This window comes from Conexibacter woesei DSM 14684 (genome assembly GCF_000025265.1).
GTDB classification, from domain to species: Bacteria; Actinomycetota; Thermoleophilia; order Solirubrobacterales; family Solirubrobacteraceae; genus Conexibacter; species Conexibacter woesei.
Window position 1 is genome coordinate 3246647 of record NC_013739.1, and the last position, 18548, is coordinate 3265194.

Genomic DNA, 18548 nt, shown 5'->3' on the forward strand with positions numbered 1-18548 from the left:
CCATCCTGCTCGTCCTACGTTGCCGCATGAAGGAGCGCTACATCTCATGCTGTATGAACAGGACGGTCCGTTCCCGCGCGATCGCAGCGGCGATTCGCCGCTCGACCCGCGTCAGCTGCTCGCCGACATCTCGGCGCTCATCGAGGCGGGGCTGGTCGTCCCCGTGCGCGATCGCGACGGGCAGGTGCGCATGACACCGGCCGAGCCGCTGGAGGTGGAGCGTCCCGCCTCCTGACGGCCCGGCGCGGCGGCTGCGGGCCTGCCGGCCGCCGGCTGTCCGGCCACGTTCAGCCGACGGTCAGCGTGCCCTCCATCCCTTGCTGGCGATGGCCATCGACCGGGCAGTAGAAGGTGTAGGTGCCCGGTCTCAAGTTCGCGCTGACGTCGGTGACGGCGCCCGGCTCGATCGTGGCGCTTTCTCTCTCGACGCCGTTGCCCTCGATCTCGACGGCGTGCGGCAGCTGGTTGCCCGACGGGTTGTCGAGCGCGATCGTCACGTCGCCCGCTCTCGCGGTCAGCGTTCTTCTGCTCCACGAGAGGCCGCCTCTCTCCTCGGCGACGATCGCGAGCCGCGTCGTCGCCGACCCTGCGGGCGTGGTCGCCGGTGCGGTCGCCCCGCCTGCCGCGCCCGTCGCGGTCGTCGCGGTCGTCGCGGAGCTGCCGCCGTCGTCGTCGCCGCAGGCGGTGAGCGTGCCGGCGGCGACGAGCAGCGCGACCGCCAGTGCGCTCCAGCGGCGAGTGGGCGAGACGTGCAGGGCCATGGCGTCCTCCGTCGTCGAATCGTCGTGCTCTGCCCGCTCTGACCCCGGCGGACCGGAATCCTTCCCGCGCCGCCGCGACTCCGCTAGACTTCCAACGCAACCGGAAGTTCTGCGAACCTAGGTGACGATGAGCGCATTGGCCGACACACCCAAGCGTGGCGCCCTCCGCCACAAGGCGGAGCACGTGCGCGAGCTGATCGGCCCGGTGCGCGTCGCGCCCGTCCACGAGCAGACTGGCGCGGCGCGCGAGTGGCGACGGCGCTCCTACGCTGCGCTGGAAGACGCGATCCTCGATCTCTCGAGCGCGCTGCCGCAGGGAACCGAGGACTACGACGCGCGCAAGCTGTTCGAGTTCCTCGTCGGGCTGCGCCGCGCGATAGACGCCGATCCCGAGATGACCGACGCGCGCGGCGAGGTCGAGCTGCACACGCTGATGATGCGCGACGTGCTGCAGCGGATCGAGCGGCGGCTCCTTCACGACGAGCTGGACGACCCGCGCGCCGCCGCCGACTTCGTCTTCGCGACGCTCGAGCGGATCCCCGCGGGAGACCTCGCGCGCCTGCTCGCCGTCTCGACCAAGACTGTCGGCGCCTGGAAGGCGGGCAGACCGGTCACGCGCAACGGCGAGCGCGTCGTCGTGCTCGCGCAGCTGCTCAGCTATCTGCGCGCCTCGCTGACGCCGGTCGGGATCGTGATGTGGTTCGACGCCGAGCGCGACCAGCTCGATGGCCGCACGCCGTTGGAGCTGCTCGACCGCTCGGTCGCGAGCGCGCGCGAGCCGCTCGTCTCACTCGCCCGGGGAGCGCGTGGCCAGCTGGCAGGCTGACCCCGCGCGGGTCGCCGGGGAGTGGCACTGCTTTCGGCTCGTCGCGCCCGACTGGCCGCCGCTCTACCACGCCGCGGGCGAGCCGGCCCCGTCGCAGCGCTCGGCGCGCTGGCACCGGCTCGGCGAGGGGATGGCGCAGTACCTGGCGCTCGAGCCGATGGGCGCGTGGGCGGAGCTGGTCCGCTTCGAGCGGATCCGCGACGCCGAGCGCGCCGCGCAGTACCGGCGCCGGCTGTGGATCGTCTTCGTGCGCGAGCGCGAGATCGCCGACCTCTCCACGTTCGACCAGTGGGAGGCGTGCGGCCTCGACCCGCGCGACGCCGTCGGCGACCACGCCGCCTGCCAGCAGATCGCCGACGACCTCCGCGCCGCCGGCTACCGCGGCGTCCTGTCGCCGTCGGCCGCGCTCGCCGGCGCGACCAACCTGACGCTCTTCGGCGCCCGCTACGAGAAGGTGCTGCTCGGCGGCCTGGAGACCTGGTCCAACCCGAACCCCGACCTGCGGCTCCCGTGCAGCCTCGCCGCCGAGGGCACCCCGCCGGACGTCCTGATCGGCGAGACGATCCTCGCCGACATGCCGCACGAGGCCTACCGCTCCTGGCTCCGCGCGAGAGGCCGCCGCCCGCCACGCGGCGTGCCGTGACGAACCGGCACGCTGCGCGGCGACCTTCGCTCAGTGGCCGGAGTGGCCGCCGGTCTCGGTCTCGGTCTCGGTCTCGGGGCCGGCGTCCGGGCCGGTCTCGCCGTCGGGGACGATCTCGCCGAGCTGCGTGCGCATCGCGTCGATCTCGCCCTGCTGGGCGTCGACGATCTCCTGCGCGAGCGCGCGCAGCTCGCGGTCGCCGCCCTTCGCCAGCTCGACCTGCGCCATCGCGATCGCACCCTCGTGGTGCGGGATCATCAGCTCGACGAACGCGCGGTCGAAGTCGTCAGCCTCTCTCAGCATCGAGAGGTCGTGGTTCATGCCCATCTCGGCGTCGGAGAGGCCGAGCGTCCCTCTGCGGACGCCGGCCTCGGCGAGCCGTCTGTCGGCTCTGCGCAGCACGACGATCTCCGCACGCTGGGTGCGCACGACGTCGCCGGCGAGGTTGCGCACGAACACGCCCTCGGCGCGCGTACGGGCAAGCTGCGCCATCGCGATCGCGCCCTCGTGGTGGGGGACCATCATCGTCGCGAACGCGCGGTCGACGCCGTTCGCTCTGTCGGGCGGGGTCGTGTCGGCGGACGTCGCGGGACCGGTCGCTGCCGGCGTGCCGGCAGCGGTGGTCGCCTCATCGCCACCGCTGTCGCCGCAGCCGGCGACGAACGCGAGCACGGCGAGGAGCGCGAGCGCGGGCAACAGCCGCGCGAGCGGGATTCTCTGCATCGGAACTGCTCCTTCGTACGTTGTGGGTCGATCGGACGAACGGTCCGGTCAACACCGCATGACGCAGAGGAAGGAGAACCCCGCACGAGCGCGCGGAGGCCGTGGCGCCGGGGCCGAGCACTCAGCGACGCCGGTCGCGGACAGCACGAGCGGCGCCAGCCGCCGCCGCGGCGCAAGCAGCACGAGCGCGGCGGTCGCGAGGGCGATGCCGACCGCGGTCAGGACGCCGAGGCACAGCTCGGCGACAGGGCTCATCGCGCCGTCGTGGTGGCCGCCCATGCCGGCGCTCATCACCGGCCCGACGTGGTGCACGGCGATCGCGCCGGCGACCGCGAACACGGCCAGCAGGGCGAGCAGCCGGCGGCGCCGGCCGCGGGTCAGGGAATGGATGCGCGGAAGCCGCACGAACCGCAGGCTAGCGATCCGCGCGGCTCCGCTCGGCGACAAGCGCCTACTTCACCACCTGCGTGAACGCGACGGTCTGCACGCGGCCGCCGACCTGGTACTGCAGGAACAGGCGGTAGCGGCCGGCGGTCGGGAAGACCGTGTCGAACTCGACGCCGTCGCCGCTGGGGTGGACGTGGAGGAAGGCGAGATCGCCCTCGCGCAACGCGACGAGGTGACCGCTCGCGCCGAGGTACGGCTCGACGTCGACGCGCTTCCCGTCGCGCGTGATCGCGAAGCGCAGCGTGGCCGCCGCGCCGGCGCTCGCGCTCTGGGTCGCGTGCTCGGCCTCCGCGTCCCGTCCGCTGACGCGCTCCAGCTCGACGCGGTCGCCGCCGTCGCTCGTCGCGACGGGCGCGGGAGCGGGCAGATCGACCAGCTCGGCCGCGCCGTCGACGCGCAGGTCGCTCGTGAGCGTGCGCGCGCCGCCGGCGCTGGAGAAGTCGGCGAAGAGGCGGTAGCCGCCGGGCTCGGACAACGTGATCGGCGTGCTCCAGGTGCCGTCGCCGGCCAGCTCGGGGTGGAGATGCTGGAAGCCGGTCAGGTCGCTGCGGACGACGATCAGGTGCATCTGCCGCTCGTGCGAGACGTCGTAGTCGCGCACGGTCTCGCCGTCGGAGCGCTCGATCCGGAACGCGAGGCGCTCCTGCTGACCGAGGGTCAGCTCGGACTCGGCGACCGCGACGCGGAGGTCTTCCTGCGCGACCGCGTCGCCGTGGTGGGCGGCATGACCGTGGTGTGCGGTGTGATCGGTGACGTGTGCGGTGCTCATGACGGTGACCTCTCGGCGTATACGGAGTGGGGGTATCTTCTGTCGATCAACGTTAGCAAATACCCCCATGGGGTAAAAGGGTCGACATGGACCACGCCGATCACGCGACGCACGGGCCGTCCGGGTCCGAGCTGAACAAGCTCGCGTTCAGCGCCACCGTCCACTGCCTCACCGGCTGCGCGATCGGCGAGGTGCTCGGGATGGTGATCGGGACCGCGCTGGGCTTCAGCGACCTCGGGACGATCGCGCTCGCGGTCGTCCTCGCCTTCTTCTTCGGCTACACGCTCACGAGCCTGCCGCTGCTCCGCTCGGGGATGGCGCTCGCCGCCGTGATCCCGATCGCGCTCGCGGCGGACACGATCTCGATCGCCGTGATGGAGGTCGTCGACAACGCGATCATGCTCGTGGTCCCCGGCGCGATGGACGCCGGCGTCGGCGACCTGCTCTTCTGGGGCGCCCTCGCGGGCGCGCTGCTGATCGCCGGAGCGGTCGCCTATCCGGTCAACCGCTGGCTGCTGACGCGCGGCAGAGGCCACGCGGTCGTGCACCAGCACCATCAGCACTGACGCGGCGGGGCTGTGCCCGGACGCCCGCTCCCCGCCCCGCTCTCATCAGGACACGGCGAAACGCCCGGGCTCAGGCCTCACTTGTGACGCCAGATCACGGAGCCTCCCTGCCTTGGCTCCCGAGCCCTTCTCCCAAAGGGCCCATCCCAATGCTCAACACTATCCGACCATTCACCGGTTGAACAACGGCGCGTCAGCGCACTGCCAACCCGTGAGTAGGTTGGCTAGTCTGGGACCGCCGTGAACGCGCCACGTCGCAACGTCGAGTTGAAGGCCCACGACCGCGATCCCGCTCGCACCCTGGCGGTCTGCCAGCGGCTCGCGGACGCCGTCGACCACGGCGTGCTGTGGCAGCGGGACACGTACTTCCACGTTCCGAACGGACGCCTGAAGCTGCGTGAGGAGCGGCCGGGCGGGGCGACGCTGATCCAGTATCAGCGGCCCGACGACGCGGACGCGAAGCTGAGCGCGTACCGGCTGATCGGCGTCGCGGACGCCGCGGCGTGCCGCGCCGGTCTCGACGCGGCGCTGGGGACTCGGGTCGTGGTCGAGAAGGAGCGCCGGCTGTTCCTCTGGCGCCAGGTGCGGATCCACCTCGACCACGTCGACGGGCTCGGCGCGTTCGTCGAGTTCGAGGCGGTCGCGCCCGCGTCCTCCGATCTGGCGGAGGAGCACCGGCTGGTCGCGGAGCTGCGGGACGCGCTCGGGATCGGACGCGACGATCTCGTCGCGGTGGGCTACGCCGACGCCTTGGCAGCCCCGAAGCGGGACGTCAGGTGAGCGTGACGCCGGCCACGAGCATGACCGCGCGCACGTAGCTCGTCGCGCTGGCCGGTCGCTGCTCGGGCTCCTTCTCGAGCGCGCGGGCGATCGCGCCGGCGGCGGCGTCGGAGACGTCGCTCGCCCGAAAACGACGTGCTTCGTCGTGCCGGGGACGGCGCGCGAGGAGGCGAGACCGTCTGCGAGGATGCCGCGGTGCGCGCGCCCTCTCACGTGTCGGATGCCGGTCGCGTCCGCTCTCTTCCGGTCACCGACTCGGCGCTGCTGATCGCGGTCGCCGCGCTGTGCGCGGCCGGCGCGGAGCTCGCGCTGATGCGTCAGGCGCAGGTGCATTGGGCCGCCGCGCTGTTCCCGGCCGGTGCGCTCGTCTACGTGGCGGCCGGACTGATCGCCTGGACGCGCCGCCCGAGCAGCCGGCTCGGCTTCCTCCTCGTGGTCGGGGGCGGGGTCCTGCTCCTCAGCGGATTGGTGAACACCGGTGTGGAGGCGCTCGTGGCGGTCGGCCAGATCACACGCATCCTGGGGATCGCCGTGATCATCCACCTGCTGATCGGCTTTCCGACCGGCCGGTTGCACGCGCCCGCCGCGCGGCTCGTCGTGGCGGGCGGCTACGTCGTCTGCCTGATCTTCGAGCTGCCGATCCGGCTGTTCTCGCCGGACGGCCCGCTCTCGGTCGCCGACCGTCCCGAGGTCGTCAGCGCGGCGATCGACGTGCTGCGCGTTGCCGGGGCGCTCCTGGTGCTGGCCACCGCGGCGCTCCTCGTCGCCCGGCTGCGCCGGGCGACGCCCGAGCAGCGCCGCGTGCTCGCTCCGCTCTCGGGCTATGGGATCTTCGCGCTGCTGATCGTCCAATGGGGCAGCGAGGTCTCGCGCTGGCTGTTCGACGGCGGCGGCCTCACGCTTTCGATCGTCCAGCTGACCGTGATCGCGCTCGTCCCCGTCGCGTTCGCGGTCGCGGCCTCGCGCGGGGGCTTCGCCCGCACCGCCGACATCGCCGAGCTCGGAAGCTGGCTCGGCGCCGAGGAGAGCGCGCGGCCCGCGCTGCGCCAAGCGCTCGCCGACACGCTCGGCGACCAGTCGCTGCGGCTCCTGTTCCGCCTGCCCGGGGACGACGGCCTCGTCGACGACCGCGGCGTGCCGGTGTCGCGCCCGGGCCCGAACGGGCCGCGCGGCCTGGTCGAGATCGAGCTGGCCGGCGAGCCGGTCGGCGCGATCGTCTACGACGCCGTCCTGCTCGACCGGCCCGCCGACGTCCGCGAGGCGGGCCGCGTGATCTCCCTCGCGCTCGACCGCGAGCGACTGGTCGTCGAGCTGCGCGCCTCGCGCAGCCGGCTCGTCGCCGCGGCGGACGACGAACGCCGCCGGATCGCCCGCGACCTCCACGACGGTCTGCAGTCGCGTCTCGTCTTCCTCGCCGTGCAGGCCGGCACCGGCGCTGATGCCGGGACCGTCCGCGCCGGGATCGAGGCGGCGATCGACGAGCTGCGGGACCTCGTCGAGGGCGTGATGCCGACGCAGCTCACCGAGCGCGGTCTGCCGGCCGCGGTCGAGGATCTCGCAGACCGCCTGCCGACGCCGATCGCGCTGCACGTCGCGGGCTTCGAGCGGCGGCTCGCGCCCGACGTCGAGACGGCGGCGTACTTCATCGTCTCGGAGGCGATCGTCAACGCCGTCAAGCACGCGGACGGGACGGCGCTCGCCGTCTCGCTCGAACGCTCGAACGGGACGCTGGCGATCGAGGTCGCCGACGGCGGCGTCGGCGGCGCGCGGGCTGGCGGCGGGAACGGCATGCGCGGGATGGACGACCGCGTCGCGGCGCTCGGCGGCCGGCTCGCGATCGACAGCGCTGGCGGCGGCACGCGCGTGAAGGCGGTGATTCCGTGCGTGTCGTGATCGGCGAAGACCAGGTCCTGATGCGAGAGGGTCTGCAGCTCGTGCTCCAGCGCGCGGGCTTCACGATCGCCGGCGCCGCCGGCGATGCGCCCGGGCTGCTGCGGCTCGTCCGCGAGCAGCGGCCCGACCTCGTCGTCGCCGACATCCGGATGCCGCCGGGCCACGCCGACGACGGGCTGCGGGCCGCGCTCCAGCTGCGCGTCGAGCGGCCGGAGCTGCCGGTGATCGTCCTCTCCCAGCACGTCAAGCGCCGCTATGCGACCGAGCTGCTCGAAGCCGGCTCACGCGGCGTCGGCTACCTGCTCAAGCAGCGCATCGCCGATGTCGACACGTTCGTCGGCGACCTGCGCCGGGTGATGAACGGAGAGACGGTGGTCGACCCGGTGGTGGTCGCCGCGATGCTCGACCGGCCGCGCGCCGACGACCTCGTCGGCGGCCTCACCGGCCGCCAGCGCGAGGTTCTCGCACTGATGGCCGAGGGCCGCAGCAATGCGGCGATCGCCGACGCGCTCGTGATCGCCGAGAAGTCCGTCGCGCGGCACACGTCCCACATCTACGAGCAGCTGGGAATCGACCAGAGCGAGCAGGATCACCGGCGCGTGCTCGCCGTCGTTCGCTACCTCGCGCGCTGATGCGGCGGTGAAGATCCGGTCGCGGAGGGCTACGCGGACGCCCGATCGGGGAAGGACCCCGGGACGAAGCCACCTGGAGGACCCGCTGCATGATCGTGACCGACGCCGTCCGCTCCTATCTCGCCGAGACCCGACCCGACCCCGACGCCCTGCTCGCCGAGATGCAGGAGCGCGGTGCGCGCGACAAGGTCCCGATCCTCGATCCGCAGGCCGCGACGCTGCTGCACGTGCTCGCGCGAGCGATCGGCGCGCGGCGCATCGTCGAGGTCGGGACGGCGATCGGCGTCTCGACGCTGCACCTGGCGCGAGCGCTCCCCGACGACGGCGAGCTGATCTCGTTCGAGATCGACCGCGAGCGGCACACGGCGGCGCAGAGCTACTTCTCGCGCGCGCGGCTGGCCGCGAAGGTCGACCTGCGGCTGCAGGACGCGGCGGAGGGGATCGCCGAGCTGACGGGCCCGTTCGACCTCGCGTTCCTCGACGGCCTGAAGGCCGAGTACACCGGCCACCTCGACCTGATCGTGCCGCTGATGCGGCCGGGCGGCCTGATCGCGGTCGACAACGTGCTGATGTCCGGCGCGGTCGCGGAGGGGAGGCCGATCGACGGCTGGAGCGGCGATCGTGTCGCGACGGCGCGAGCGTTCAACGACCATCTGCTGTCGCATCCGGACCTGCTCGGGACGATCACCCCGGTCGGCGACGGGATCGCGCTCGCCGTCCGCCGCTGAGCGCGCGGCGGGGCCACGGTCGAGGCACGGCGCCCCGCGACGCGCTAGCCTCGCCCGTCGATGGCTGACGATGAGAGAGTCCCCGACACGCAGTGCCGCCCCTGCAGGGGGACCGGCAGAGTGATCTCCGGCCTCGGCGGGACGCCGAGAGAGGTCACGTGCCCGTGGTGCGGCGGCAGCGGCGAGTTCGACCCTGAGCGCAACGCTCAGGAAGCCGGCGTCACGTTGCGCGCCGCCGCGGCCTGAGCGCGCGACGCTCGTCGGCGGCCAGCCGCCCGGTCAGCCCGTTCGCTCCGGGCGCTCGCGCGCCCAGTAGAGCGCGCGCTGCTCCAGGTCGACGACGTAGCTCGCCTTCCCGTGCATGTAGGCGAGGCGGTCGAGCGGCCGCCGCGCGACGAGCCCGCGCTTGAGCGCCGCGTAGGCGTCGGCCTCGTCGGGATGGGCGCGCAGGTAGTCGCGCACGGCGAGGTGGCGTTCCTCGTGAGCGCTGCCCGCGCGGCAGACGTGGAGATGGAAGGCGCGCGGATGCTGTGGCGGTTTCGCGAACAGGCGCGCGTCGTCGTCGCCTGAGGCGGCCGCGGCCGGAAGGAAGACGTACCCGAGCCGGGCGAGCGGACCGGCGTAGTGGTCGAACGGCTGGAGCGCGCCGACCGAGACCTGCAGGTCGACGATCGGCTTCGATGCGAGTCCGCTGACGGCGGTCGAGCCGACGTGCTCGATCCGGTCCGCGACGGCGCCGAGCGCGGCGCGGAGCCGCGCGGCCTCACGCTCGAAGCGAACGGCCCAGGAGCGGTCGGGCGGGAGGATGCGGACGGCAGGATCGAACCGCTCCTCGAAGCTCGGGTGACGTGGGGGCGCGTGCACCTGGTGCAATCCCTATCCGATCGGCGCGGTTCAAGCAATGGGCGTCCGTTCGCACGATGACCTCTCATCCGCGCCGGCCGTCCCGCCGATCTGCCGGTAGATGGGGGATCGGAGCGGCCGGGAGGCGAGCGGACAGGGCGGTGGATCGGGGCGTTCACGCGGCAGCGTGGCGCGTGCGCGCGGCGGAATGGCGCGGGTGCGCGGCGATCTCGCCCACGTCCGACGCCACGCGCCGCTGGCCGTTGCGCTGTGGGCGCTTCTCGCCGGCGGGGTCGTGCTGACCGCCGCGAGCCCGCGCGACGTCGCGCTGGGGCTGGTGCTGACGGCGCTGCTGGTGCCGATCGCGCTGATCGACGTCGCCGTGCGGCTGATCCCGAACTGGGCGACCGCGGCCGGGGCGTTCGCCGCGGTGGCGCTCGGCCTGGCGACGGACCCGGCCGCCGTCGGCGACCAGCTGCTCGCGGGCGCCGCCGCCGCCGCGCTGCTGCTGCTCGCCGCCCTCGCGCGTCCCGGCGACATGGGGATGGGAGACGTGAAGCTCGCCGGGATGCTCGGCCTCTTCCTCGGCGCCGAGGTCGCCGTCGCCCTGCTGGCCGGCTTCGTCGCGGCCGCGCTCGCCGGCCTCGTCCTGCTGATCCGCCACGGCGCCGCCGGAGCCCGCCGCGCGACGCTCCCGCTCGGCCCGTTCCTCGCGCTCGGCGCCGCCGTCGCCCTCTACGCAGGCGCCCCACTGCTCGACGCCTACCTCACAGGGCTGGGCTGAGCACCGGCTCTCCCCGCGGTCGTCCTGGTTTGTGGTCGTAGAGCGACAGCAAGGCAGGACGACCTCGGGGCTTGCGTGCGTCGCGTGTCCGCGCACCACTCGCCAGCCGCCCACGCTCCTCTCGCCTGCTTGTCAGACCAGCAGGCAAACAGGTAACGTTCGCGACATGGCGTTCCATGAAGTCGTCCGCAGCCCGGCGTACGAGCAGGTCGCGCACCAGCTGCGCGAAGCGATCCTCGACGGCGTGCTGGGACCGGGGGATGAGCTTCCCGCCGAGCGCGAGCTGTGCGCGCAGTTCGGCGTCAGCCGCACGACCGTGCGCGAGGCGCTGCGCGCGCTGCAGGCGCAGGGGCTCGCCGTCGCCGCGGGGCCGACCGCGCCGCTGCGCGTCGCCGCCGCCGAGACGCTTTCGCTCGGGCCGCTGCGCACGAGTCTCGTCCACCTGCTCCGGCTCGGCCGCGTGCCGCTCGACGACCTCGTCGAGGTCCGCTGCGCACTGGAGGCGGCCGCCGTCGCGGGCGCGGCGGCGCGGCGCGACCCGGCGCAGCTCGCCGAGGCGCGCGCCGCGCTGGACGCGATGCGCGCCGTCGGCAGCGAGCATGCCCACGACGCTGCACCCGTCGGCGGCGAGCACACCCGCGACGCTGCACACGCCCGCGACGCGCGCATCGGCGTCGCCGCACCCGCCCGCGGCGAGCACGCCCACGCCGCCGCACGCGACGGCAGCGCTCCCCCCGGCGACGTGGTCGATCGCTTCGAGGCGGCTGACGTGCGCTTCCACCTCGCGCTCGTCGCCGCGTCCGGCAACGAGGCGATCCAGCTGATGATGCTCGCCGTCCGCGACTCGATCTCCGCCCATCTCCACGACGCGCTGCGGGCGCTGCCGGAGCCCCGCCGGGCGATCGATCGCCTCGTCCGCCAGCACGAGGCGATCCTCGCCGCCGTCGAGGCCGGCGACGTGCGCGACGCCGAGCACCTGCTGCGCGACCACGTGATGGGCTTCTACCGAGGGATCTCCGCATGACCACCGCCGCCACCGATCGCCTGCTCGACGACCTCGCCGGATCCGGACCGGGGTCCGGACAGGGTTCGGGAACCGGACCGGGGTCCGGAACGAGCGCGGGCGCACGCACGAGCGCAGGCGACGTCGTCGTCGACCCGGAGGTGCTCGCTTCCTACCGTCACGACCAGGCTGCGCCCGGCCTCGTCCCCGCCGGCACGCCCGTCGCCGTCGTCCGCCCGCGCACGACCGCGGAGGTCCAGCACGCCGTCCGCACCGCTGCGCGCCACGGCGTCGCGGTCGTCCCGCGCGGCGCCGGCTCAGGGCTCTCCGGCGGCGCGAACGCGATCGACGGCTGCCTCGTCCTCTCGCTCGAGCGGATGACCGACGTCGTCGAGCTGGACGGCCCCTCGCTGCTCGCGACCGTCCAGCCCGGCCTCGTCAACGCCCAGCTCGGCGAGGCGGCCCGCCGCGAGGGCCTGCACTACGCGCCCGATCCCGCGAGCTACGAGTTCTCCACGATCGGCGGCAACATCGCAACCAACGCCGGCGGGCTCTGCTGCGTCAAGTACGGCGTCACGCGCGACGCGCTGCTCGGCCTGGAGGTCGTGCTCGCCGACGGTCGCGCGGTCCGCATCGGCCGCCGCGCTCGCAAGGGCGTCGCCGGCTACGACCTCGCATCGCTCATCTGCGGCTCGGAGGGAACGCTCGGGATCGTCACCGAGGCGACGATGCGGCTGATCCCGCCGCCGCGCTCGGCCGCCACGCTCGCCGCCAGCTTCCCGACGCTCGGCAGCGCCGGCGAGGCGATCGCGAAGATCACGCGCAGCGCGACGCCGTCGGTGCTGGAGCTGATGGACCGCACGACGATCCAGGCGGTCGAGAAGATGGCTCCGCAGGGCCTCGACGAGGACGTCGACGTGCTCGTCTTCGCACGTTCGGACCTCGGCGGCGCCAGCGCGCTCAGAGACGTCGACCAGATGGCGAGATGGTGCGAGGAGGCCGGCGCGACGCTCGCGATCACGACCGACGAGGAGGCCGAGGGCCGGATGCTGATGGCCGCCCGCCGGCTCGCGTACACGGCACTGGAGCACCAGGGTGCGACGCTGCTCGACGACGTCGGCGTCCCACTCGGCAAGATCCCCGCGCTGCTGGAGGGGATCGAGACGATCGCGGCCAGACACGACGTCCTGATCGGCACGTTCGGCCACGCCGGCGACGGCAACATGCACCCGACGATCGTCTACGACCAGCACGACCCCGACGCGGTCGCGCGCACGCGTCAGGCGTTCGCCGCGCTCGTCAGACTCGCGCTCGCGCTCGGCGGCACCGTCACCGGCGAGCACGGCGTCGGCCTGCTCAAGCGCGACTTCCTCGCCGACGAGCTGGGGGAGGCGCACGAGCTGCACCGCGCGATCAAGCACGCGCTCGACCCCGCCGGCCTCTTCAACCCCGGCAAGGGGATCTGAGCCCGCGCCGCCAGCGCCGCTGACCGCCACCGCGGCGCCCTCTTCCCAACCCGCCAACTAACCTGTACGGCCCTATGGCGCTCCGTCTCATCACCGCCGGCGAGTCGCACGGTCCCGGCCTCACATGCATCGTCGAAGGACTTCCCGCCGGCCTCGAGCTCGAGCAGGACGCGATCAACCGCGACATGGCACGCCGCCAGCTCGGCCACGGCCGCGGCGGGCGGATGAAGATCGAGAGAGATCGCGCTGACGTGACGGCCGGCGTCCGCCACGGCCGCACGATGGGCGGACCCGTCGCGCTCCAGATCCCGAACAGGGACTACGGCAACTGGGAAGAGCGGATGAACCCCTGGCCGGTCGAGAGATCGATCCCCGAGGTCCATCTCCCGCGCCCCGGCCACGCCGACCTCGTCGGCACGTGGAAGTACCGCACCGGCGACGTCCGCAACGTGTTGGAGCGCGCAAGCGCGCGTGAGACGGCCGCCCGCGTCGCCGGCGGCGCGCTCGCGAAGGCGTTCCTGAAGGCGGTCGGCGTCGAGGTCCGCTCGCACGTCACGCAGATCACCAAGGTCAGAGCGCCCGCCCGCACCACCGCGCTGACCGTCGAGGACTTCGAGGGCGTCGACGAGTCGCCGGTCCGCTGCCTCGATGCCGAGGCGAGCAGAGCGATGGTCGGCGAGATCAACGTCCTGCGCAAGCAGAACGAGTCGCTGGGCGGCACCTTCGAGGTGATCGCCTTCGGCCTCGTCCCGGGCCTCGGCTCCCACATCTCGTGGGAGGAGCGCCTCGACGGCCGGATCGCGATGGCGATGATGTCGATCCAGGCGATGAAGGGCGTCGGCATCGGCGACGGCTTCGACGTCGCCGGCGTGCCCGGCTCGCAGGCGCACGACGAGATCTTCTACGACGAGGAACGCGGCTATTTCCGCGAGACGAACCACTCCGGCGGCCTCGAAGGCGGCATGACGACGGGCGAGCCGCTCGTCGTGAGGGTCGCGATGAAACCGATCCCGACGCTGACCAAGCCGCTCCGCTCCGTCGACATCGACACGAAGGAGCCGGCGCAGGCGCTGCGCGAGCGGACCGACTCCTGCACCGTCCCGGCTGCCGGCGTCGTCGGCGAGGCGATGCTCGCGCACGTACTCGCCGACGCGTACCGCACGAAGTTCGGCGGCGACCACATCGACGACGTGCGCGAAGCCGTCCGCGCCTACGAGGAGCGGATCGGATGGCGCCGCTGACCAGCGAGCCGCAGGAGCTGACGTTGCCCGAGCGCTCCGCGCTCGTCTTCGTCGGCTTCATGGGCGCAGGCAAGACGACGGCCGCACGCCGGCTCGCGAAGCGCTTCGGCGTCGACGTCACGGACGCCGACGCGCAGATAGCCGAGCACCTCGGCATGCCGATCGACCGCTGCTTCGCCGAGCAGGGCGAGGCGGCGTTCCGCGCGCTGGAGGAGCAGCTCGTCGGCGACCTGCTCGAGCAGGCCCGTGGCGGCGTCTTCTCGCTCGGCGGCGGCGCGCTGCAGTCCACCCGCATCCGCGACGCGCTCAGACGCCACACGACGATCCTGCTCGACGTCGACGTGAACGTCGCGTGGGAGCGTGCCGCCGGTCGCGGCCGCCCGCTCGCGCGCGACCCGCAGGAGTTCCGCGACCTCTACATCCGCCGGCGCCCGATGTACATGGCCGCCGCCGACGTCGTCGTGCCGGCCGACCGCCGAGACCGCATCGACGACGCGCTGCCGTCGATCCTGGCGCTCGCCGGCGCGCGGGCGGGCGGGATGGACAGCCGCCTGCTGTGGGCGACGAGCGCGTCCGGCGACTACCCCGTCTTCGTCGGCCGCGACCTGCTCGGCGCGTCGCTCTCGCCGGTGCGCGGGAACGGCTTCCTCGTCACCGACGACCAGGTCGGCCCGCGGTACGCGCAGCGGCTGGGCGACGCGATCGCGGCGACGATCACGATCCCCGCGGGGGAGACGAACAAGACGCTGCAGACGGCGGAGACCGCCTGGGTCGCGCTCGGCGAGCACGGCATGACGCAGAGCGACCACCTCGTCGCGCTCGGCGGCGGCGTCGTCGGCGACCTCGCCGGATTCGTCGCCGCGACCTACCAGCGCGGCGTCCCGATCGTGCAGATCCCGACGACGCTCGTCGCGCAGGTCGACTCCGCCTTCGGCGGCAAGACCGGCGTCGACCTGCCGAGCGCGAAGAACTACGTCGGCGCCTACCACCAGCCGTCGTCGGTCGTCGTCGACGTCGAGACGCTGAAGACGCTGCCGCGCGAGGAGGCCGCCGCCGGCTACGCCGAGGTCGTCAAGACGGCGCTGATCGCCGGCGGGCACCTGTGGGAGCGCGTCCGCACGGGCGACCTACCGGACGCGGACATGATCTTCGAGTGCGCGCGCACGAAGCTCGCGGTCGTCGCACTCGACGAGCGCGACGGCGGCGTGCGGCAGGTGCTGAACCTCGGCCACACGGTCGGCCACGCGATCGAGACCGTCACCAGATACGCCACGTACCGCCACGGCGAGGCCGTCGGCCTCGGCCTGCTCGCGGCGCTGCGCCTCTCCGGCCAGGACACGCTGCGCGACGAGGTCGCCGTGCTGCTCGCCGCCCAGGGGCTGCCGACGCAGCTGGACGCCGCCGTCGTCGACCTCGACGCGGTCGTCGCCGCGACCGCGCGCGACAAGAAGCGGCGCAGTGGAGCGCCCGTGCCATTCGTGCTGCTCGACGGGCCCGGAGCGGCGCGCCCCGGCTGCCAGGTCGCGGACGGCGAGCTGCGCGCCGCCGTCCAGGAGCTGGCGGCGTCGGGGAGCGCGACGACATGAGAAGCCGCAACCGCGTGCTCGTCCTGCACGGCGTCAACCTCGACCAGCTCGGGCGCCGGCCCGCCGCCCACTACGGGACCGTGACGCTCGACAGACTCGAGCGCGGCATCTCCGAGCACGCGGCCGAGCTGGGCCTGCGCGTCCAGTTCTTCCAGAGCAACCACGAGGGCGCGTTCGTCGAGCGCCTCCACCGCGCCGACGACATGGCCGACGCGCTGATCCTCAACCCGGGCGCGTGGACGCACTACTCGTGGGCGATCCGCGACGCGCTCGAGATCGCGGGGCTGCCGGCCGTCGAGGTCCACCTCTCCGACGTCAACGCGCGCGAGGAGTGGCGGCGCGTGTCGGTGATCCGCGAGCTGTGCATCGCGACGGTCGCCGGGAAGGGGCCGGACGGGTACCGCGACGCGCTCGAACGGGTACGAGAGGCATTGGTGTCGAACGAGGCGAGAGAGGACGAAGGCAGATGAGCACCACCGCCGCCGGGGCCGCCGCGCGTGCCGACCGCATCTCCGCGGCGCTGCCCGAGCGCGAGCTGGACGCGCTGCTGATCACCGACCTCGTCAACGTCCGCTACCTGACCGGCTACACCGGCTCCAACGGGCTCGCGGTCGTCGGAGCCGGCGACACGCGCCGCTTCGTGACCGACTTCCGCTACGTCACGCAGGCGCAGGAGCAGGTGCACGGGTTCGAGCGCGTGATCGGCGAGACCGACCTGCTCGGGGAGGTCGAGGGCGCGCTGCCGCAGGGCGACGTGCGGCTCGGCTACGAGGACCAGCACGTCTCGGTCCGCACGCGGGAGCGGCTGCGCGAGCTGCTGCCCGAGCGCGTCGAGCTGGTCGCGGCCGGTGGGATCGTCGAGGACCTGCGGCTGGTGAAGGACGCGAGCGAGATCGAGCGGATCCGCGCCGCGGCGATCCTCGCCGACAGCGCGCTGACGCGCGTGCTGCAGGACGGCCTCGTCGGACGCGTCGAGCGCGAGGTCGCGCTCGCGCTCGAGTACGAGCTGCGCCGCCTCGGCGCGCAGCGCCCGAGCTTCGACACGATCGTCGCGCACGCCGGCCACGGGGCGCTGCCGCACGCGACCCCGCGCGACGTGCCGATCGCGTCCGGCAGCCTCGTCGTGATCGACTGGGGCGCCGAGCTGGACGGCTACTGCTCGGACTGCACGCGCACGTTCGCGGCGGGCGAGCCGAGCGACCACGCACGCGAGATCTACGAGCTGGTCGCACGGGCGCAGCTCGCGGGCCTGGCGGCGGTCGGCCCGGGCGTGCTCGCGAGAGACGCCGACGCCGCCGCGCGCGACGTGATCGCCGCGGCCGGCCACGGCGACGAGTTCGGCCACAGCCTCGGCCATGGGGTCGGCGTCGAGATCCACGAGGCGCCTCGCCTCTCCAGAACGTCGAGAGCGACGCTCGCGCCGGGCAACGTCGTGACCGTCGAGCCCGGCGTCTACCTGCCGGGAGAGCTGGGCGTGCGGATCGAGGACCTCGTCGTCGTCACCGACGACGGCCACGACGTCCTCAACACGCTGCCGAAGGATCTGACGGTTCTCTAGGCGTCCGCGCGCGGCGTGACGCCGGCGGCGCCCGCCGCCGCCGGGGCGCCCGGCGCCGTCGGCGGCACGTCGCCGGAGCCGCCGCTGCCCAGCTCGCGCGACTCGCGCGGCAGCAGTCCGAGCAGCAGGACCGACGCGGCGAGCACGCCGCCGACGGCCATCACCTCGGTCGCCCCGACGTGCTCCGCGAGCACGCCGACGAGCACGTAGCCGATCGGGAGCAGCGCGAGCGAGCCGAGCCAGTCGTAGGAGGTCACGCGCGACAGGGCGTGCGGGGGGATCCGCTGCGCGAGCGCCGTCTGCCACCAGACGCCGAACAGCGCGACGCCGATCCCGGTGAGCGCGCCGATCGGCAGCGCGACGGCGAGCGGGATCCCGATCGCGAACGCCGTCAGCAGCAGGCAGAACGGCAACACGAGCAGGATCCCGGCGACGAGCGGCCGCCGCGGACGCCAGCGCAGCGCGAGCAGCGAGCCGAGCGCCGTGCCGAAGCCGACGCTCGCTGCCAGCCAGCCGTACAACGCCGCGTCGCCGTACTGCTGCTCGGCGACGGTCGGGCCGAGCACGACGTACGGCGCGAACGCGCCCAGCAACTGGAAGGAGAAGACGGAGATCGTGACCCACACCCAGGTGCGGGAGCGGACCTCCTCGAAGCCCTCGCGCAGCTCGCGCCGCCACGGCGCCCGCGGCGCCGGCTTGCCGCGCTCGCGCGGGCGCACGAGCGTCAGCAGCGCGGCGCTGACGAAGAAGGTCGCCGCGTCGACGCCGAACGCGGCGCCGGTCCCGACCGTCAGCACGAGCGCGGTCGCGATCGCTGGCCCGGCGAACTCCGCGATCGTCTGCGTCAGGTTGTTGAGCGCGTTCGCCTCCTGGATCAGCTCCTCCGGCACCGTCTGCGGGACGAGGCCGCTGAAGGCGGGGCGGAAGAACGCCTCCGCCATGCCGAACAGCGCCTCGATCGCGATCAGATGCCAGATCGTCACGACGTCGGTGAGGATCAGGACCGCGAGCAGCGCGTGCAGCCCGCCGCGGATCAGGTCGGTCGAGAACATGATCCGATGGCGGGGGAGGCGGTCGGCCCAGACACCGCCGAGCAGGACGAACGAGACGTGCGCGAGCGTGTAGGCGCCGAGCACGAGGCCGAGATCGGTCGTCGAGCCGGTTCGCTCGGTCACGAGCAGCGCGAGCGCGACGAGCACGATCCGGTCGCCGGTCGTGGAGATCGTCTGGCTCAGGAACAGCCAGCGGAAGTCCCGGTGACTCCACAGCAGCGAAAAGCGGGCCATCGTTCTCGTTCGG

General features: G+C 73.4%; 22 protein-coding genes. 16 read left to right on the plus strand and 6 right to left on the minus strand.

Annotated features, from left to right (window positions below):
* The first annotated feature begins 46 nt into the window (after positions 1 to 46).
* Entirely contained in the window at positions 47 to 235 is a 189-nt protein-coding gene (locus CWOE_RS15170) for a hypothetical protein (RefSeq protein WP_012934510.1), read from the plus strand.
* Between the two features lie 52 nt (positions 236 to 287).
* Here CWOE_RS15170 and CWOE_RS15175 read toward each other — a convergent pair whose 3' ends face one another.
* Entirely contained in the window at positions 288 to 761 is a 474-nt protein-coding gene (locus CWOE_RS15175) for a cupredoxin domain-containing protein (RefSeq protein WP_012934511.1), read from the minus strand.
* Between the two features lie 127 nt (positions 762 to 888).
* On the opposite strand from CWOE_RS15175, the gene CWOE_RS15180 reads away from it, so the two are divergent.
* Both CWOE_RS15180 and CWOE_RS15185 read left to right on the plus strand, forming a co-directional pair.
* Positions 889 to 1587, plus strand: coding sequence for a hypothetical protein (locus tag CWOE_RS15180; RefSeq protein ID WP_012934512.1), 699 nt, complete (start codon positions 889 to 891; stop codon positions 1585 to 1587).
* Positions 1568 to 2230, plus strand: coding sequence for an RES family NAD+ phosphorylase (locus tag CWOE_RS15185; RefSeq protein ID WP_012934513.1), 663 nt, complete (start codon positions 1568 to 1570; stop codon positions 2228 to 2230). The genes CWOE_RS15180 and CWOE_RS15185 overlap by 20 nt, the downstream gene beginning before the upstream one ends.
* A 30-nt stretch (positions 2231 to 2260) precedes the next feature.
* Here the strand turns inward: CWOE_RS15185 and CWOE_RS15190 are convergent, their stop codons facing one another.
* Genes CWOE_RS15190 through CWOE_RS15200 form a run of 3 tightly spaced genes read right to left on the minus strand, consistent with a single transcriptional unit; the run spans position 2261 to position 4169 of the window.
* Positions 2261 to 2953: a DUF305 domain-containing protein gene (locus CWOE_RS15190; RefSeq protein ID WP_012934514.1), complete on the minus strand. Its 693-nt coding sequence runs from the start codon at positions 2951 to 2953 to the stop codon at positions 2261 to 2263.
* Between the two features lie 48 nt (positions 2954 to 3001).
* Positions 3002 to 3358: a hypothetical protein gene (locus tag CWOE_RS15195; protein WP_012934515.1), complete on the minus strand. Its 357-nt coding sequence runs from the start codon at positions 3356 to 3358 to the stop codon at positions 3002 to 3004.
* Between the two features lie 46 nt (positions 3359 to 3404).
* Positions 3405 to 4169: a hypothetical protein gene (locus CWOE_RS15200; protein WP_012934516.1), complete on the minus strand. Its 765-nt coding sequence runs from the start codon at positions 4167 to 4169 to the stop codon at positions 3405 to 3407.
* 86 nt (positions 4170 to 4255) lie between these two features.
* Here CWOE_RS15200 and CWOE_RS15205 point away from each other — a divergent pair, with 86 nt between their 5' ends.
* The 6 genes from CWOE_RS15205 (at position 4256) to CWOE_RS32845 (ending at position 9014) form a co-directional block, all read left to right on the plus strand.
* Positions 4256 to 4735: a DUF4396 domain-containing protein gene (locus CWOE_RS15205; RefSeq protein ID WP_012934517.1), complete on the plus strand. Its 480-nt coding sequence runs from the start codon at positions 4256 to 4258 to the stop codon at positions 4733 to 4735.
* A 240-nt stretch (positions 4736 to 4975) separates the two neighbouring features.
* Entirely contained in the window at positions 4976 to 5515 is a 540-nt protein-coding gene (locus CWOE_RS15210) for a class IV adenylate cyclase (RefSeq protein ID WP_012934518.1), read from the plus strand.
* A gap of 195 nt (positions 5516 to 5710) precedes the next feature.
* A complete protein-coding gene (locus CWOE_RS15215; protein WP_012934519.1) occupies positions 5711 to 7408 on the plus strand; it encodes a sensor histidine kinase in 1698 nt (565 codons plus the stop codon).
* Complete coding sequence (locus tag CWOE_RS15220; RefSeq protein ID WP_012934520.1) at positions 7396 to 8040, plus strand: response regulator transcription factor; 645 nt, start codon at positions 7396 to 7398, stop codon at positions 8038 to 8040. Before CWOE_RS15215 ends, CWOE_RS15220 begins: the two co-directional genes overlap by 13 nt.
* Positions 8041 to 8129: 89 nt before the next feature.
* The gene (locus tag CWOE_RS15225; RefSeq protein ID WP_012934521.1) at positions 8130 to 8768 is read left to right on the plus strand and encodes an O-methyltransferase; all 639 of its coding nucleotides are present in this window, start codon (positions 8130 to 8132) and stop codon (positions 8766 to 8768) included.
* Between the two features lie 60 nt (positions 8769 to 8828).
* Positions 8829 to 9014 (plus strand): hypothetical protein, encoded by a 186-nt coding sequence (locus CWOE_RS32845; RefSeq protein WP_012934522.1) that lies wholly within the window; start codon positions 8829 to 8831, stop codon positions 9012 to 9014.
* Positions 9015 to 9047: 33 nt separating this feature from the next.
* On the opposite strand, the gene CWOE_RS15230 is transcribed toward CWOE_RS32845, so the two are convergent.
* Complete coding sequence (locus CWOE_RS15230) at positions 9048 to 9632, minus strand: GrpB family protein (RefSeq protein ID WP_012934523.1); 585 nt, start codon at positions 9630 to 9632, stop codon at positions 9048 to 9050.
* Positions 9633 to 9828: 196 nt separating this feature from the next.
* Between CWOE_RS15230 and CWOE_RS15235 the strand changes: the two genes are divergently transcribed.
* The 7 genes from CWOE_RS15235 (at position 9829) to CWOE_RS15270 (ending at position 17249) form a co-directional block, all read left to right on the plus strand.
* A complete protein-coding gene (locus tag CWOE_RS15235; protein ID WP_160165521.1) occupies positions 9829 to 10395 on the plus strand; it encodes a prepilin peptidase in 567 nt (188 codons plus the stop codon).
* 166 nt (positions 10396 to 10561) lie between these two features.
* Positions 10562 to 11419, plus strand: a complete 858-nt coding sequence (locus CWOE_RS34350; protein ID WP_012934525.1) for a FadR/GntR family transcriptional regulator — start codon at positions 10562 to 10564, stop codon at positions 11417 to 11419.
* Positions 11416 to 12864, plus strand: coding sequence for an FAD-binding oxidoreductase (locus tag CWOE_RS15250; protein WP_012934526.1), 1449 nt, complete (start codon positions 11416 to 11418; stop codon positions 12862 to 12864). Before CWOE_RS34350 ends, CWOE_RS15250 begins: the two co-directional genes overlap by 4 nt.
* A gap of 74 nt (positions 12865 to 12938) precedes the next feature.
* Entirely contained in the window at positions 12939 to 14105 is a 1167-nt protein-coding gene (aroC, locus tag CWOE_RS15255) for a chorismate synthase (RefSeq protein ID WP_012934527.1), read from the plus strand.
* The gene (locus CWOE_RS15260) at positions 14093 to 15691 is read left to right on the plus strand and encodes a bifunctional shikimate kinase/3-dehydroquinate synthase (protein WP_012934528.1); all 1599 of its coding nucleotides are present in this window, start codon (positions 14093 to 14095) and stop codon (positions 15689 to 15691) included. The genes aroC and CWOE_RS15260 overlap by 13 nt, the downstream gene beginning before the upstream one ends.
* Positions 15688 to 16161: a type II 3-dehydroquinate dehydratase gene (locus CWOE_RS15265; protein WP_012934529.1), complete on the plus strand. Its 474-nt coding sequence runs from the start codon at positions 15688 to 15690 to the stop codon at positions 16159 to 16161. Before CWOE_RS15260 ends, CWOE_RS15265 begins: the two co-directional genes overlap by 4 nt.
* Positions 16158 to 17249: a M24 family metallopeptidase gene (locus CWOE_RS15270; RefSeq protein WP_012934530.1), complete on the plus strand. Its 1092-nt coding sequence runs from the start codon at positions 16158 to 16160 to the stop codon at positions 17247 to 17249. The genes CWOE_RS15265 and CWOE_RS15270 overlap by 4 nt, the downstream gene beginning before the upstream one ends.
* Here CWOE_RS15270 and CWOE_RS15275 read toward each other — a convergent pair.
* Positions 17246 to 18535 (minus strand): MFS transporter, encoded by a 1290-nt coding sequence (locus CWOE_RS15275; protein ID WP_012934531.1) that lies wholly within the window; start codon positions 18533 to 18535, stop codon positions 17246 to 17248. The two genes, CWOE_RS15270 and CWOE_RS15275, sit on opposite strands and share 4 nt — an antisense overlap.
* Between the last annotated feature and the right edge of the window lie 13 nt (positions 18536 to 18548).